Source organism: Achromobacter maghribensis (assembly GCF_057334215.1).
This window is the reverse complement of the sequence record NZ_JBHFII010000034.1, coordinates 76,213-88,474: the sequence shown is the minus strand read 5'-3', so window position 1 is coordinate 88,474 and position 12,262 is coordinate 76,213. Positions and strand designations below refer to the sequence as shown.

Here is a 12,262-nt window from a genome sequence, read left to right as displayed (position 1 = left end):
GCGTGAAGTCGGGCGGCAACCAGACGGGCGACCGCATCGTCGCCCACGCCAGCGCCATCTATCGCCAGGAAGGCGACGCCTGGAAACTCGTTACGCCGGCGGGCTTCAAAGCCGCCGAAGCGCCATCGCTGGATACGGGCGCCCCGCCGCCCGTCACGCAGCAGCTGCTGGACACGCTGGATCAGATCACCCACTCCGTCGCCTACAGCGCGTCCAGCACGGCGCAGCATGTCGTGCAGCAGGAGCTGGAGCGCTCGGTGTCCCGCATCAACGGCCGGCTGGCGCGAATGCAGCGGGGCTACCCGCTGGCTGGCGGCCCCGACCGCGGCGAGTACGTGGCCTTTGCCCGCGCGCTGGCCGCCGTGGGGCGCGCCCGGCAGATCCGCGTGACGCCGCTGATCACCGGTGGCGGCGCCGAGAACATCGCACTGCTGCGCAACGGCGACGCCGTCGTCGGCCTGGCGCAAGCCGACACCGCCCGCCTGGCCTATGAAGGCCGCGGCCCCTTTGCGGCGCAAGGCCCCTTCGTGGGGCTGCGTGCGCTGGGCAGCCTGTATCCCGAACTGGTCCACATCGTGGTCCGCGACGACCCGGCGCTACGCGGGGTACGCGACCTGAAGGGCAAGACGATCGCGCTGGGGCCTGAAGGCTCCGCGGTGCGCGCCACACTGGAGGCCGTGCTGGCAGCCCATGGCTTGCAGGCCGGCCGCGACTACAAGGTGGCGGACACGCCCTTTGCCGCGTCGCTGCCCGCCCTGAACGCGGGCACGGTGGATGCCGCCGCGCAGGTGATCGGCGTGCCCGCCACACCGCTGCGCGATGCTCTCACCCAGGCCCAACTGAAGCTGCTGCCGCTGGACCCGGCCATCATCAAGACGCTGGCGGCCCCCGAGAGCGGGTTGATACCGCTGGAAATCGCGGCGGGCACCTACCCCAACCAGTCGGCGCCGATCCCGACCATCGGTACGGCCGCCCTGCTGCTCACCACCGCCGACCTGACCCGCGACGAAGCGCTGGTCGTCGTACGCGCCGTCTACCAGACGGGCCAGGACCTGCTGGCCGCAGGCTCGCCACAAGGCGCGCAGGTATCGGTGGCCAATGCCCGGCGCGGCCTGACCGTGCCGCTGCACGACGGCGCCGAAGAAGGATTGGCGCTGCTGGAGCACGCCAAACCGCGTTGACGCCGGTTGCGCTTATGATTGCGCTCCTAATCAGGAATTTCCATGAATAAATTCGATCTTCAAAAGAACCAGGCCCTGAAGTTGGCCGGCCAACTCAAGCAGTCCGCCACCCCCGACCGCTTCGGCGTGGCCTCGCAGGCGCCCGACCGCCGCGAACAGCGCAAGCTGGATCAGGCCGCCGGCCTGGTGCCGTTTCCGCTGAAGCTGTCGCAGGCGCACGCCGACAAGCTGCGCGCCCTGGCGGCCGAACGCGGCGTGTCCACCAACGACATCGTGGCCGACGTGCTGCAGAAAGCACTGGGCGAATAAGCGCTCATGCATATCTGGGTCGATGCGGACGCGTGTCCCGTGGTCATCAAGGACATTCTGTTCCGCGCCGCGCAGCGCTGGCAGGTGCCGGTGACCCTGGTGGCCAACCAGCCCCTTGCCACCCCGCCCTCGCCGCTGATCCGGGCGGTGCAGGTACCTCGCGGCTTCGACGTGGCGGATGCGCACATCGTCGAGCGCGCGGAACCGGGCGATCTCGTCATCACCGCGGATATCCCGCTGGCCGCCGAAGTTCTGGAAAAAGGCGCCATGGCGCTGAACCCGCGCGGCGAACGCTATTCGCCGGAGACCATCCGGGAACGGTTGACGGTGCGGGACATGATGGAAGAATTGCGCGCAAGCGGCGTGGACACGGGCGGCCCGCCCTCGTTCAGCCAGGCCGACCGCAAAGCCTTCGCCAACCAGCTGGACTCGCTACTAGCCCGCATCGCCCGACAGCAGGCGCCGAAAAGCTAAGGGCCGCCTCGCCGGGCGAATCATGGCCACGTCAATAGAACGTGATGTAGGCCTTGTACAGGATGGAGCCAATCGCCGTGATCAGGCCCAGGCCCATCAACCCCATCCCGACGTTGCGGTCGCGCAGCCCGAAACCGACCAGCATCAACGCCACGCCCGTGACGATGATGATCAACATGGTATTTGTGCTGGCATGCATGGACGTCTCCTGTTCGCGTAAGCGAGCCCCGAGATTTCCTCTTGGCGTTCGCCGCTCAACAATCATAGACATGCAAAGACCCGACGGGACGCAAGGGCCAAAGGCACGGTTGCGTTTGATCAAGCGCCCGATCAATAGCGTAGTGCGTTTTCCGCCCCAGGAGTTTCCCATCGCAGAAAACAAAAAAGCCAACCGGTAAAGGTTGGCTTGTTTGCTTTGCACCCGGCAACGCATCTTGCGATACGGTTTGCTGTGCGACTTGTAGACAGTTCCGGCTTGTTGGATATTGGGCCTGCGCTGCCTTTCAAGGGTCTTTGGTGGGTGGTACAAGTTTCGAACTTGTGACCCCTGCCGTGTGAAGGCAGTGCTCTACCACTGAGCTAACCACCCTGAAAGAGGCGAAATAATAGCATGTTTTTTAAAACGTGCGCAAGTCGCCTTGGGAAATTAATTACGCTGCCGCGACCGGCGCGTCCAGCTTGCGCCACACGCACTCGCCGCCCACGGACTTGTCCAGCGCGGCCAGGTAGGTTTCGTGCTCGGCCAGTTCATCATCGCTGGCCTTCACGACCACCAGGCCCGACGCGTCGAACTTGGCCAGCACGATGCCGTCGCTGCCGGCGCCGTCATTGTCGTCCACGTCGATCAGCAGCGCATCCTGGCCGCGCGTCATGGCCAGCCAGACTTCCGCCAGCAACTGCGAGTCAAGCAACGCGCCGTGCAACGTACGGTGCGCGTTGGAAATGCCGAAGCGGTCGCACAGGGCGTCCAGCGAATTGCGCTTGCCGGGGAACAGCGACCGGGCATGCAGCAGCGAATCGGTGACCGTCTCGCAGTAGTCGGTGATCGGGCCACGGCCCGTCTTGGCCAGTTCGGCGTTGAAGAACTTCACGTCGAACGCCGCGTTGTGCGCGATCAGTTCCGCGCCCTGGATGAATTTGACGAATTCGTCCGCGACGTCCGCGAAGCGCGGCTTGTCGGACAGGAATTCCGTCGTCAACCCGTGCACCGCCAAGGCCTCGGGATCGCTGTCGCGATCCGGGTTCAGGTAGAGGTGCAGGTTGTTGCCGGTGGACATCCGGTTGACCATTTCCACGCAACCGATTTCAACGATGCGGTGGCCCTGAGCAGGGTCCAGTCCGGTGGTTTCCGTGTCAAAGATGATCTGGCGCATGACTTATTCCGACGCTGCATTGGCCGAGGCCGGCGGCGTCTGGGCGCCCGGCGAGTGGGCCGGGGGATGCTCTGCGCTGCCGGCATGGCCGGGTTTCTGGCGCGCGGTGGCAATCAGCGTGTACGCCACCGGCACGACGAACAAGGTCAGTAGTGTACCCAGCATCAGCCCGCCCACCAGCACCCAGCCGATTTGCTGGCGCGATTCCGCCCCCGCGCCCGTGGACAGGGCCAGCGGCACCGTGCCCAGCACCATGGCGCCGGTCGTCATCAAAATGGGGCGCAGCCGCAGCACGCTGGCCTCGGTGACGGCGGCGAACAGCTCGCGGCCGTCGTCGCGCAGCTGGTTAGTGAACTCCACGATCAGGATGCCGTGTTTGGTGATCAGCCCCACCAACGTGATGAGTCCGATCTGGCTGTAGATGGACAGCGTGCCGCCCGTCAGCCACAAGGCCAGCAGCGCGCCCGTCATGGACAGCGGCACCGACAGCATGATGATGAAGGGGTTGCGCCAGCTTTCGAATTGCGCGGCCAGCACCAGGTAGATGAAGGCAAGCGCCATGGCGAAGACCAGGTAGATGCTGCCCGATGAATCGCGGAATTCGCGCGACTGGCCGTCCAGGTCGGTCACGATGGTGTTGGGCAGCACGTCGCGCGCGACTTGGTGCATGTGGGTCAGGACCTCGCCCAGGGCATAGCCCGGCGCGACGGCCGCGTCGATCTTCACGGCGCGCAGGCGGTTGAAGTGGTTCAGCGACTGCGGCGACACGCCTTCGTGCACGCCCAGCAGGTTATCCAGCTGCACCATGCTGCCGTCGCGCGCCCGCACGTAGATGCCAGAGATGTCGGTGGGGTTGGCGCGGTCGCGCGGCGTCACCTGCACGATCACGTCGTATTGCTCGCCTTCATCCTTGTAGCGGGTGACCTGGCGGCCGCCCAGCATCGATTCCAGCGTGCGGCCCACGGTGTCCACGTTGGCGCCCACGTCGGCCATCTTGTCGCGGTCCACGCGTACCCGCAGTTCTGGGGTATTCAGACGCAGGTCGGTGTCCAGGTTGAGCAGGCCGGGGTACTTGCGCAGCTCGGTCAGGAACACGTCCGTCAAGCGGGCCAGCTCCTCGTAGGAGGCCTGGCTCATGATGATGAATTCCACCGGTTTGGAGCGCGCCGACTGGCCCAGCGATGGCGGGTTGGTGGGGAAGGCGCGCACGCCGGGCAGCGACGCGAACTGCGGCTGCAACTGCTGGGTAATGGCCTGCTGCTTGCGGTCACGCGCTTCCCATGGCTTCAAGCGCAGGATGGCGGTGCCGTCGGTCACGGTCGGAAAGCCCACCGTGACCTGGCTGCCGCTGGCTTCGGGGATCGCGGAATAGAACTTCTCGATGCCCAGCATGCTGTCCAGCGTGTAGTTCAGCGTGGCGCCTTCCGGCGAACTGACGATGCCGAACACCACGCCGCGGTCTTCGATGGGCGCCAGTTCGCTTTTGACCACCTTGAACAGAACGCCGCTGCCGGCAGCCACGGCCACCCCGATCACGACGACCAGCCAGCGGTGGCGCAACGACGCCCCCAGCAGCCGGCGGTAGCCGTTGCTCATGCCGTTCAGCCAGCCTTCGATCAGGTTGTACCAGCGGCTGTGGCTGCTTTGGTGGCGCAGCAGCACCGAGCACATCATGGGCGTCAGCGTCAGGGCGACAAAGCCCGACACCAGCACGGCGCCGGCCAGGGCCAGCGCGAATTCGATGAACAGCCGGCCCGTCCGTCCGGTGGCGAACGCCAACGGCGCGTACACGGTGACCAGCGTCATGGTCATGGCGACCACCGCAAACCCGATTTCCTTCGAGCCGCGCAGCGCGGCTTCCTTGCGCGGCATGCCCTCTTCGATATGGCGGTAGATGTTCTCGAGCACCACGATGGCGTCGTCCACCACCAGGCCGATGGCCAGCACCATCGCCAGCAAGGTCAGCGTGTTGATCGAAAAACCAAAGAAGTACATCAGCGCGCAGGCGCCCACCAGCGACACCGGGATGGTGACGATGGGGATGATGCTGGCGCGCAGGTTGCGCAGGAAAAAGAAGATCACCAGCACCACCAGGACGATGGCTTCGCCGATGGTGTGGAAGACGGAATCGATGGAGCGTTCGATGAACACCGACGAGTCGTAGGCGATGTTCAGCTTCATGCCCGCCGGCAGCGTCTCGTTCAGGCGCTCGACTTCCAGGCGCGCCGCCTTGGACAATTCAAGCGGGTTGGCGGTGGATTGCCGCGTCACGCCGATGTTGATCGCCGGCTTGCCGTTGAAGCGCGACAGCACGCGGTCGCTGGCCGCCGCGATCTCGACCTTCGACACATCGCGCAGGCGGACGGGATAGCCCTTCACGTTAGCCACGATCACGTCTTCGAACTGCGCGGGCGTCTGGAGGTCGGTGGACGAGACCACCGAAAACTCGCGCGCGCGCGACTCGATCCGGCCCGCCGGGATCTCCACGTTCTGGCTACGCAAGGCGGCTTCGACGTCCTGCACGGTCAGGCCGTAGGCCGCCAGTTTGTCGCGGTCGACGTAGATGCGCATGGACGGCAAGCGCTCGCCGAACACGCGGACTTCGGCCGCGCCAGGCAGCACGGACAGCCGGGTCTTGATATAGCGGTTGATGTAGTCGGACGTCTGGATGGCCGAGTACGTGCCGGACTCCACCGCGATATAGATGATGGGCTGGGAGTCGGCCTCGACCTTGCCGATGATGGGTTCGTCGATCTCGTCGGGCAGGAAGCGCCGGGCGCGCGACACCTTGTCGCGCACTTCGGCCGCGGCGGCGTCCGGGTCGCGGGAAAGGTTGAACTTGATGTTGATCAGACTGCGTTCGGAGCGGCTGCGCGAGGTCATCACGTCCACGCCTTCGATGCCGGCCAACTGGTCTTCCAGCGGCTTGGTCACCTGCGATTCGATCACCTCGGGCGAAGCGCCCTTGTAGGTGGTGTCCACCGACACGATGGGCTCGTCGATCTTGGGATATTCGCGCACGGTCAGGCGCGAATAGGAAATCAAGCCGATCAGCACGATGATCAGCGACAGGACCGACGCGAACACCGGCCGCTTGATGCAGGTTTCCGAGATACGCATTGCGCTATCGCCAAGAAAGAAGAAGAGCCGGCGTCACGAGCCGCCGCCGACGACGTCCACGGTGGCGCCGTCCGTCACGCGCTGCATGCCCGCCACCACCAGCTTATCGCCGACCGCCACGCCGGTGAGGATCTCGACGCGGCCTTCGCGGCGCTCACCGATCGTGACCTCGCGCCGCTCGGCGCGGCCGTCCTTGATGCGGTAAACGTACTGCGTTTCGCCCGAGGGAGACAACGCGGCCTCTGGCGCGACCAGCGCCTTGTCCTGATTGAACAGCAGTTGCACACGGGCGAACATGCCCGGACGCAGCACCGCATCCTTGTTGGCGACGGTGGCGCGCAGCAGAATGGACCGGCCGCCCGCGTCGATCAGCGGGCTGACGGCGTAGACCATCCCCTGGCGCTCCTGGCCGGGCAGCGCGTCCAGGCGCAGCGTCAGCTGCTGGCCAACGCCGACCTTGCTGAGATACATCTCCGGCACTCGGAAATCTACTTTCAAGGGGTCGATGGCCTCAAGCGGCGCCAGGTCTTGCCCCTGGTTGACGTAATCGCCCACGGACACGCTGCGCAACCCCACGATGCCGCCAAACGGCGCCGAAATCGTCATCTTGTCCAGCCGGGCCTGCGCCAGCGCCACCGCCGCTTCCTGGACCTTCAACGTGCTGGCGGATTCATCGCGGGCCTGCTGGCTGACGAAGCCCTTGCCCTGCAATTCCACCGCGCGGCGGTAGTGGCTCTGGGCCAGGGTCAGGTTGGCGCGAGCCTGCGCCAGTTCGGCGCGCGGCACGGAGTCATCCAGCCGGATCAGCGTCTGGCCGCGCGCGACCGGCTGCCCTTCCTTGAATTCGATGGCCTGGATGCGCCCGGTGACTTCGGGCCGCAGCACCACGGACTCGTCGGAACGCAGGCTGCCCACGGCGGACAAGCCGCGGGCGAACGGAATTTCCTGGACGGCCGCCACCTCGACGCGCACGGGACTGGCCGGCGCCACTTTCGACGGGGTAACGGTCTGGCTGGTGGTGACCCCGGGCGCGAGCCAGCGCGGCACAAAAACGCCAAGTGCGGCCCCCGCGGCCAACCCGGCCGCGACGGCGGCCAGCAGTACAGCTTTTTTCATGCGCGAATGTGGCGGTGGTGCGGCGCGGGCCGTTTTCCCCACATGGCCGATGCCGCAGGAACTGGAATGGGGATGGCACTGTAGCACCCGAATTTACATACTGGAACAATCCAGAAGTCGGATGAAAGAACTAAATCCGCCCCAAAAGGCGGAATTCAGGGTATATCCCGATGCCGTCAGCCCCGCTTGGCCGCTTCCACGCCCATATTGGCCAGTTGGTCGGCCCGTTCGTTGCCGGGGTCGCCGGCATGTCCGCGGACCCAGCGCCACGACACCTGATGGCGCTGGACCTGCTCGTCAAGCGCCTGCCATAGCTCGACGTTCTTGACGGGCTTCTTGTCGGCGGTCATCCAGCCGCGGCGCTTCCAGTTCGCCAGCCATTCGGTCATGCCCTTCATCACGTACTGCGAGTCCGTGTGAATGGTGACGACGCAGGCGCGCTTGAGCGCGCGCAGGCCTTCGATGACCGCCAGCAGTTCCATGCGGTTGTTGGTGGTCTGGAGTTCGCCACCGTGCAGGGTTTTTTCGTGGCCGCCCGCGCGCATCAGCACGCCCCAGCCGCCCGGACCCGGATTGCCCTTGCAGGCGCCGTCGGTCCACATTTCCACTTTCTGATCGTTCGGTTTGTTGTCCTGCATGGTGCTGCTTGGTCATCCTTATTCGTGCAAAGTGAGTCTCGGACCCGGCCCGTTCAGGACCGGTCGAAACCGTCGTCGGCCTGGCGGTTGACCACCACCGACGCGGCGCGCGCCCGTTTGGGCTTGGTTTTCCAGGCGGGCCCGATGATACGCATGCCAGCCACGCGCTTGACGGCCGACACCATGTAGACCGCCCCGCCCACGCTCCACCACCGGGCGCCGGCCGATTCCAGGAACCCCCAGCGCTGCAGCCATTTCTCGCTGCGGCAGGCGGGTGCGTAGCAGCCAAACTGGCTGCTCTGGAGTTCCAGCGACAGCAGCTTGAACCAGTCTTTCAGCCGCGGCACCGACACCTGGGACGACGGCGGCTGCGGCAGCCAGGGCTCCATGCCGGGCATGCGCGTACGCGCCCCCCACATGCTCCAGGGGTTGAAGCCCGAAATCACGACACGCCCTTCCGGCACCAGCACGCGTTCGACCTCGCGCAAAACGTTGTGCGGGTCCGACGTGCATTCGAAGGCATGCGGCAGGATGAGCAGGTCGACGCTCTGGGTTTCGAACGGCAGCGCTTCGGGTTCGGCCAGCACCACGCGGGACTGCCAGCCGGCGATGCTCTCCGCCGACGGGGTCTCGGTGCCCACGTAGCCCTTGAAGGGCATGCGGTTGGCCCGCAACAGGTTGATGTCGGCCAACCCGACCTGCCAGGCGTAATATCCAAACACGTCCGCGACAGCCGCGTCGAACTGGGCCCGTTCCCAGGCCAGCGCGTATTGCCCCGGCGGAGTCTGGAACCATTCGGCCAGTTCTACAATCGGCGGAGTATCTTCTGCCACGTTTCTTTTCCTTCGAATCTCATGCAAGCCTTGACCGCCCCCGCAGGCGGCCGCGAACGCAGTGCCGCGGTCTTGCCTCTACCCGCCTTTACCGACAACTACATCTGGGCCATCGTCCATGGTGAAAACGCCGCCGTGGTGGACCCCGGCGAAGCCGGTCCAGTGTTGCGATGGCTTGAGCAGGAAGGCCTGAAGCTGCGCGCCATTCTACTCACGCACCATCACGGCGACCATGTAGGCGGCGTTCTGGAATTGTCACGCATCGCGGACATTACCGTATACGGTCCGGCGCGGGAACAACTGCCCCGCTGCGACGTCCCCCTGACGGAAGGCGACCGCGTGGCCCTGCCCGAACTGGACCTGGACCTGCGCGTGCTGGACGTGCCCGGACACACCGCCGGGCACATCGCCTACACGGGCCGGGCGGCGGGAATAGAACCCGTGCTGTTCTGTGGGGACACCCTGTTTGCGGGGGGCTGCGGCCGGCTTTTCGAGGGCACGCCTTCGCAAATGCATGATTCCTTAGGAAAATTTTCTGTTTTACCGGCAGATACACAGGTTTTTTGCGCGCACGAGTACACTCTAGCGAACTTGCGCTGGGCATTGGCTGTGGAACCCGCCAATCGCACCCTGCAACAGTGGTATCAGCGAGCCCAGCAATTACGAGCAGAAGGTCTTCCCACGCTTCCGTCGACGATCAGTCAGGAACGCGAGACGAACCCGTTTTTGCGTACGCAGCAAGTCGACGTCGTCCGTGCCGCAGCCAGCTGGGCCGGACGCAATCAACCTACGCCGGTAGAGGTCTTTGCCTCCCTGCGTGAATGGAAGAACGATTTCAAGTGACCACCTGATGAATCTATCCCGACTCCTTCTGCCACTCATGTTGGCAGTCCTCGCCGGTTGCGCAGGAACCAAAGCCCCCGATAGCAAGAACCTCACCACCAATTCCCAAGGGCGCTACATCGCCCGGGACACGTCAAGAACGGTTGACCTGACCAACCCGCCTTCCGACGCCTGGGACCGCATCCGCCGCGGTTTCGCCATCCCCAACCTGAATACCGACCTCTCGCAGCAGTGGACCGACTACTACGCGTCCCACCCCGAGGCGGTGCAGCGCATGGCGGAACGCGCGGGCAAGTATCTGTATTTCATCGTCGACGAAATCAACCGCCGCGGCTTGCCGACCGAGCTGGCGCTGCTGCCGTTCGTGGAAAGCGCCTACAACCCGACCGCGCTGTCGCGCTCGCAGGCATCCGGCCTGTGGCAGTTCGTGCCCGCCACCGGGCAGCACTTCAACCTGAAGCAGGATTGGTGGCGCGATGAACGCCGCGACCCCATCGCCTCGACCAATGCGGCCCTGGACTACCTGGAAAAGCTGTTCGAGATGCAGGGCGACTGGTATCTGGCGCTGGCGTCCTACAACTGGGGCGAAGGCTCGGTGCAGCGCGCCATGGCCAAGAATGAAGCGGCCGGCCAGAACACCGACTACCTGTCCCTGAACATGCCGGACGAGACCCGCAACTACGTGCCCAAGTTGCAGGCCATCAAGAACATCATCGCGGACCCGCAGCGCTATGCGGTGGCGTTGCCCCCGGTGGGCAACACGCCCTACTTCGTGACGGTCCAGAAGAACAGCGACATCGACCTGGAAATCGCCGCCAAGCTGGCCGAAATGCCGCTGGACGAATTCAAGGCCCTGAACCCCTCGTTCAACCGCCCGGTCATCCGTGGCGACCACGGCCCGACCCTGCTGCTGCCGGCCGACCGCGTCGAGATCTTCAACGCGAACCTGACCAACTACAAGGGCGACCTGAGCGCCTGGAAGGTCTACCATTCGCGCCGTGGCGAATCCTATGCCTCGATTGCCAAGCGTTTCGGCGTCACGGAAGCCAAGCTGCGCGCCACCAACGACATCGGCTCACGCCAGAAGTCGGCGTCGGGCCAGGCCCTGCTGGTGCCCGGAGATCCCGGCACCGGCGGTGTGCAACTGGCATCGCTGGCCGCGCCCGTGGGCGCGCTGGAGCCGGCCCCGTCCGACAACAAGGCCTCGGCCCCGCGCGGCCGCGCCGCGCAGGCGCCGGCAGCCCGCGTGGCCAGCGCCCGCCCGAACGTGCGCACCCACAAGGTCCGCCAGGGCGACACCCTGTTCTCGCTGGCCAAGCAGTACGGCACCTCGATCGAAACGCTGCGCGCGCTGAACAACCTGAAGGGCAGCGCCCTGAAGGTGGGCGCGCCGCTGCGCGTGCCGGGCACCAACGCCCGCGGCTGACCCGCCGCCGACCCGACAGCACGGCGCCCCTCTCGGGCGCCGTTTTTTTCAAGTACGCGAAACCGCCAAAATCCTTAAAATAGACGGTCTTCAGCAGGTAAGAATCAAAGGAAAAAACATGGGCTTTCTCGCCGGCAAGCGCATTCTCGTCACCGGGGTGCTTTCGAACCGATCCATCGCCTACGGCATTGCGCGCGCCTGTCACCAGCAAGGCGCCGAACTGGCGTTCACCTATGTCGGCGACCGCTTCAAAGACCGCGTAAGCGAGTTTGCCGCCGAATTCGGCAGCAAGATCGTGCTGCCTTGCGACGTGGCCGAAGACAGCCAGATCGAAGGCGCCTTCACCGAATTGGCCCAGCACTGGGACGGCCTGGACGGCCTGGTTCACTCCATCGGCTTTGCCCCCCGCGAAGCGATCGCCGGCAACTTCCTGGACGGTCTGTCACGCGAAGGCTTCCGCATCGCCCACGACATCTCGGCCTACAGTTTCGCCGCCATGGCCAAAGCCGCGCTGCCGCTGATGGAAGGCCGCAACGCGTCGGTGCTGACCCTGACGTACCTGGGCGCCGAACGCGTCGTGCCCAACTACAACACGATGGGCCTGGCCAAGGCGTCGCTGGAAGCCAGCGTGCGCTACCTGGCCACGGCGCTCGGCCCGCGCGGCATCCGCGCCAACGGCATTTCGGCGGGCCCCATCAAGACCCTTGCCGCCAGCGGCATCAAGGACTTCTCGGCCATCCTGAAATTCGTGGAAGCCCAGGCGCCCCTGCGCCGCAACGTCACCATCGACGATGTGGGCAACGTGGCCGCATTCATGCTGTCGGAACTGGCTGCCGGCGTCACCGGTGAAATCACGCACGTGGACGCCGGCTTCTCGACCGTCGTCCCGGGCATGGAAGACTGACCTGCCGTGCAAGGCGGGGCAACGCGCCCCGCCCGGCCGGCCCCG

The 12,262-nt window shown here is 65.5% G+C and carries 12 protein-coding genes and 1 tRNA gene; 6 read left to right on the top strand and 7 right to left on the bottom strand.

What is annotated here, in order from left to right; genetic code table 11:
- The 3 genes from ACE039_RS14055 to ACE039_RS14045 all read left to right on the top strand — a co-directional run.
- The coding region (locus ACE039_RS14055) for a TAXI family TRAP transporter solute-binding subunit (protein ID WP_485822635.1) at window positions 1–1,181 on the top strand (1,181 nt) is incomplete at its 5' end.
- Window positions 1,182–1,223: 42 nt separating this feature from the next.
- Window positions 1,224–1,490: a hypothetical protein gene (locus ACE039_RS14050; protein WP_088590330.1), complete on the top strand. Its 267-nt coding sequence runs from the start codon at window positions 1,224–1,226 to the stop codon at window positions 1,488–1,490.
- A 6-nt stretch (window positions 1,491–1,496) separates the two neighbouring features.
- Window positions 1,497–1,964, top strand: a complete 468-nt coding sequence (locus ACE039_RS14045; RefSeq protein ID WP_448710871.1) for a YaiI/YqxD family protein — start codon at window positions 1,497–1,499, stop codon at window positions 1,962–1,964.
- Window positions 1,965–1,995: 31 nt separating this feature from the next.
- On the opposite strand, the gene ACE039_RS14040 is transcribed toward ACE039_RS14045, so the two are convergent.
- The 7 genes from ACE039_RS14040 to ACE039_RS14010 form a co-directional block, all read right to left on the bottom strand.
- Window positions 1,996–2,163 carry a tellurite resistance TerB family protein gene (locus ACE039_RS14040; RefSeq protein WP_146121062.1) on the bottom strand — a complete coding sequence of 56 codons (168 nt, stop codon included), beginning with the start codon at window positions 2,161–2,163 and terminating at the stop codon, window positions 1,996–1,998.
- Between the two features lie 315 nt (window positions 2,164–2,478).
- Window positions 2,479–2,553, bottom strand: a tRNA-Val gene (locus ACE039_RS14035).
- A 61-nt stretch (window positions 2,554–2,614) separates the two neighbouring features.
- Window positions 2,615–3,337, bottom strand: a complete 723-nt coding sequence (gene dnaQ, locus ACE039_RS14030) for a DNA polymerase III subunit epsilon (protein WP_448710870.1) — start codon at window positions 3,335–3,337, stop codon at window positions 2,615–2,617.
- 3 nt (window positions 3,338–3,340) lie between these two features.
- The gene (locus ACE039_RS14025; protein WP_485822634.1) at window positions 3,341–6,457 is read right to left on the bottom strand and encodes an efflux RND transporter permease subunit; all 3,117 of its coding nucleotides are present in this window, start codon (window positions 6,455–6,457) and stop codon (window positions 3,341–3,343) included.
- Window positions 6,458–6,490: 33 nt separating this feature from the next.
- Window positions 6,491–7,573, bottom strand: coding sequence for an efflux RND transporter periplasmic adaptor subunit (locus ACE039_RS14020; RefSeq protein WP_485822633.1), 1,083 nt, complete (start codon window positions 7,571–7,573; stop codon window positions 6,491–6,493).
- A 176-nt stretch (window positions 7,574–7,749) separates the two neighbouring features.
- A complete protein-coding gene (gene rnhA, locus ACE039_RS14015; protein WP_105559279.1) occupies window positions 7,750–8,211 on the bottom strand; it encodes a ribonuclease HI in 462 nt (153 codons plus the stop codon).
- A 53-nt stretch (window positions 8,212–8,264) separates the two neighbouring features.
- Window positions 8,265–9,044 (bottom strand): class I SAM-dependent methyltransferase, encoded by a 780-nt coding sequence (locus tag ACE039_RS14010; protein WP_313463843.1) that lies wholly within the window; start codon window positions 9,042–9,044, stop codon window positions 8,265–8,267.
- A gap of 21 nt (window positions 9,045–9,065) precedes the next feature.
- On the opposite strand from ACE039_RS14010, the gene gloB reads away from it, so the two are divergent.
- The 3 genes from gloB to fabI all read left to right on the top strand — a co-directional run bounded on the left by gloB (window position 9,066) and on the right by fabI (window position 12,217).
- Window positions 9,066–9,887, top strand: a complete 822-nt coding sequence (gene gloB / locus ACE039_RS14005) for a hydroxyacylglutathione hydrolase (RefSeq protein WP_448710865.1) — start codon at window positions 9,066–9,068, stop codon at window positions 9,885–9,887.
- Between the two features lie 7 nt (window positions 9,888–9,894).
- Window positions 9,895–11,313 (top strand): transglycosylase SLT domain-containing protein, encoded by a 1,419-nt coding sequence (locus ACE039_RS14000; protein WP_485822632.1) that lies wholly within the window; start codon window positions 9,895–9,897, stop codon window positions 11,311–11,313.
- A 118-nt stretch (window positions 11,314–11,431) separates the two neighbouring features.
- Window positions 11,432–12,217, top strand: coding sequence for an enoyl-ACP reductase FabI (gene fabI, locus ACE039_RS13995; RefSeq protein ID WP_105559283.1), 786 nt, complete (start codon window positions 11,432–11,434; stop codon window positions 12,215–12,217).
- The last annotated feature ends 45 nt before the right edge of the window (window positions 12,218–12,262 follow it).

Bases quoted from the DNA above. Each gene is read 5' to 3' on its own strand.
- ACE039_RS14040 (WP_146121062.1), bottom strand. From the start codon at position 2,163: ATGCATGCCAGCACAAATACCATGTTGATCATCATCGTCACGGGCGTG.
- dnaQ (WP_448710870.1), bottom strand. From the start codon at position 3,337: ATGCGCCAGATCATCTTTGACACGGAAACCACCGGACTGGACCCTGCT.
- ACE039_RS14000 (WP_485822632.1), top strand. From the start codon at position 9,895: ATGAATCTATCCCGACTCCTTCTGCCACTCATGTTGGCAGTCCTCGCC.
- rnhA (WP_105559279.1), bottom strand. From the start codon at position 8,211: ATGCAGGACAACAAACCGAACGATCAGAAAGTGGAAATGTGGACCGAC.
- ACE039_RS14045 (WP_448710871.1), top strand. From the start codon at position 1,497: ATGCATATCTGGGTCGATGCGGACGCGTGTCCCGTGGTCATCAAGGAC.
- ACE039_RS14050 (WP_088590330.1), top strand. From the start codon at position 1,224: ATGAATAAATTCGATCTTCAAAAGAACCAGGCCCTGAAGTTGGCCGGC.
- ACE039_RS14025 (WP_485822634.1), bottom strand. From the start codon at position 6,457: ATGCGTATCTCGGAAACCTGCATCAAGCGGCCGGTGTTCGCGTCGGTC.
- gloB (WP_448710865.1), top strand. From the start codon at position 9,066: ATGCAAGCCTTGACCGCCCCCGCAGGCGGCCGCGAACGCAGTGCCGCG.
- fabI (WP_105559283.1), top strand. From the start codon at position 11,432: ATGGGCTTTCTCGCCGGCAAGCGCATTCTCGTCACCGGGGTGCTTTCG.
- ACE039_RS14020 (WP_485822633.1), bottom strand. From the start codon at position 7,573: ATGAAAAAAGCTGTACTGCTGGCCGCCGTCGCGGCCGGGTTGGCCGCG.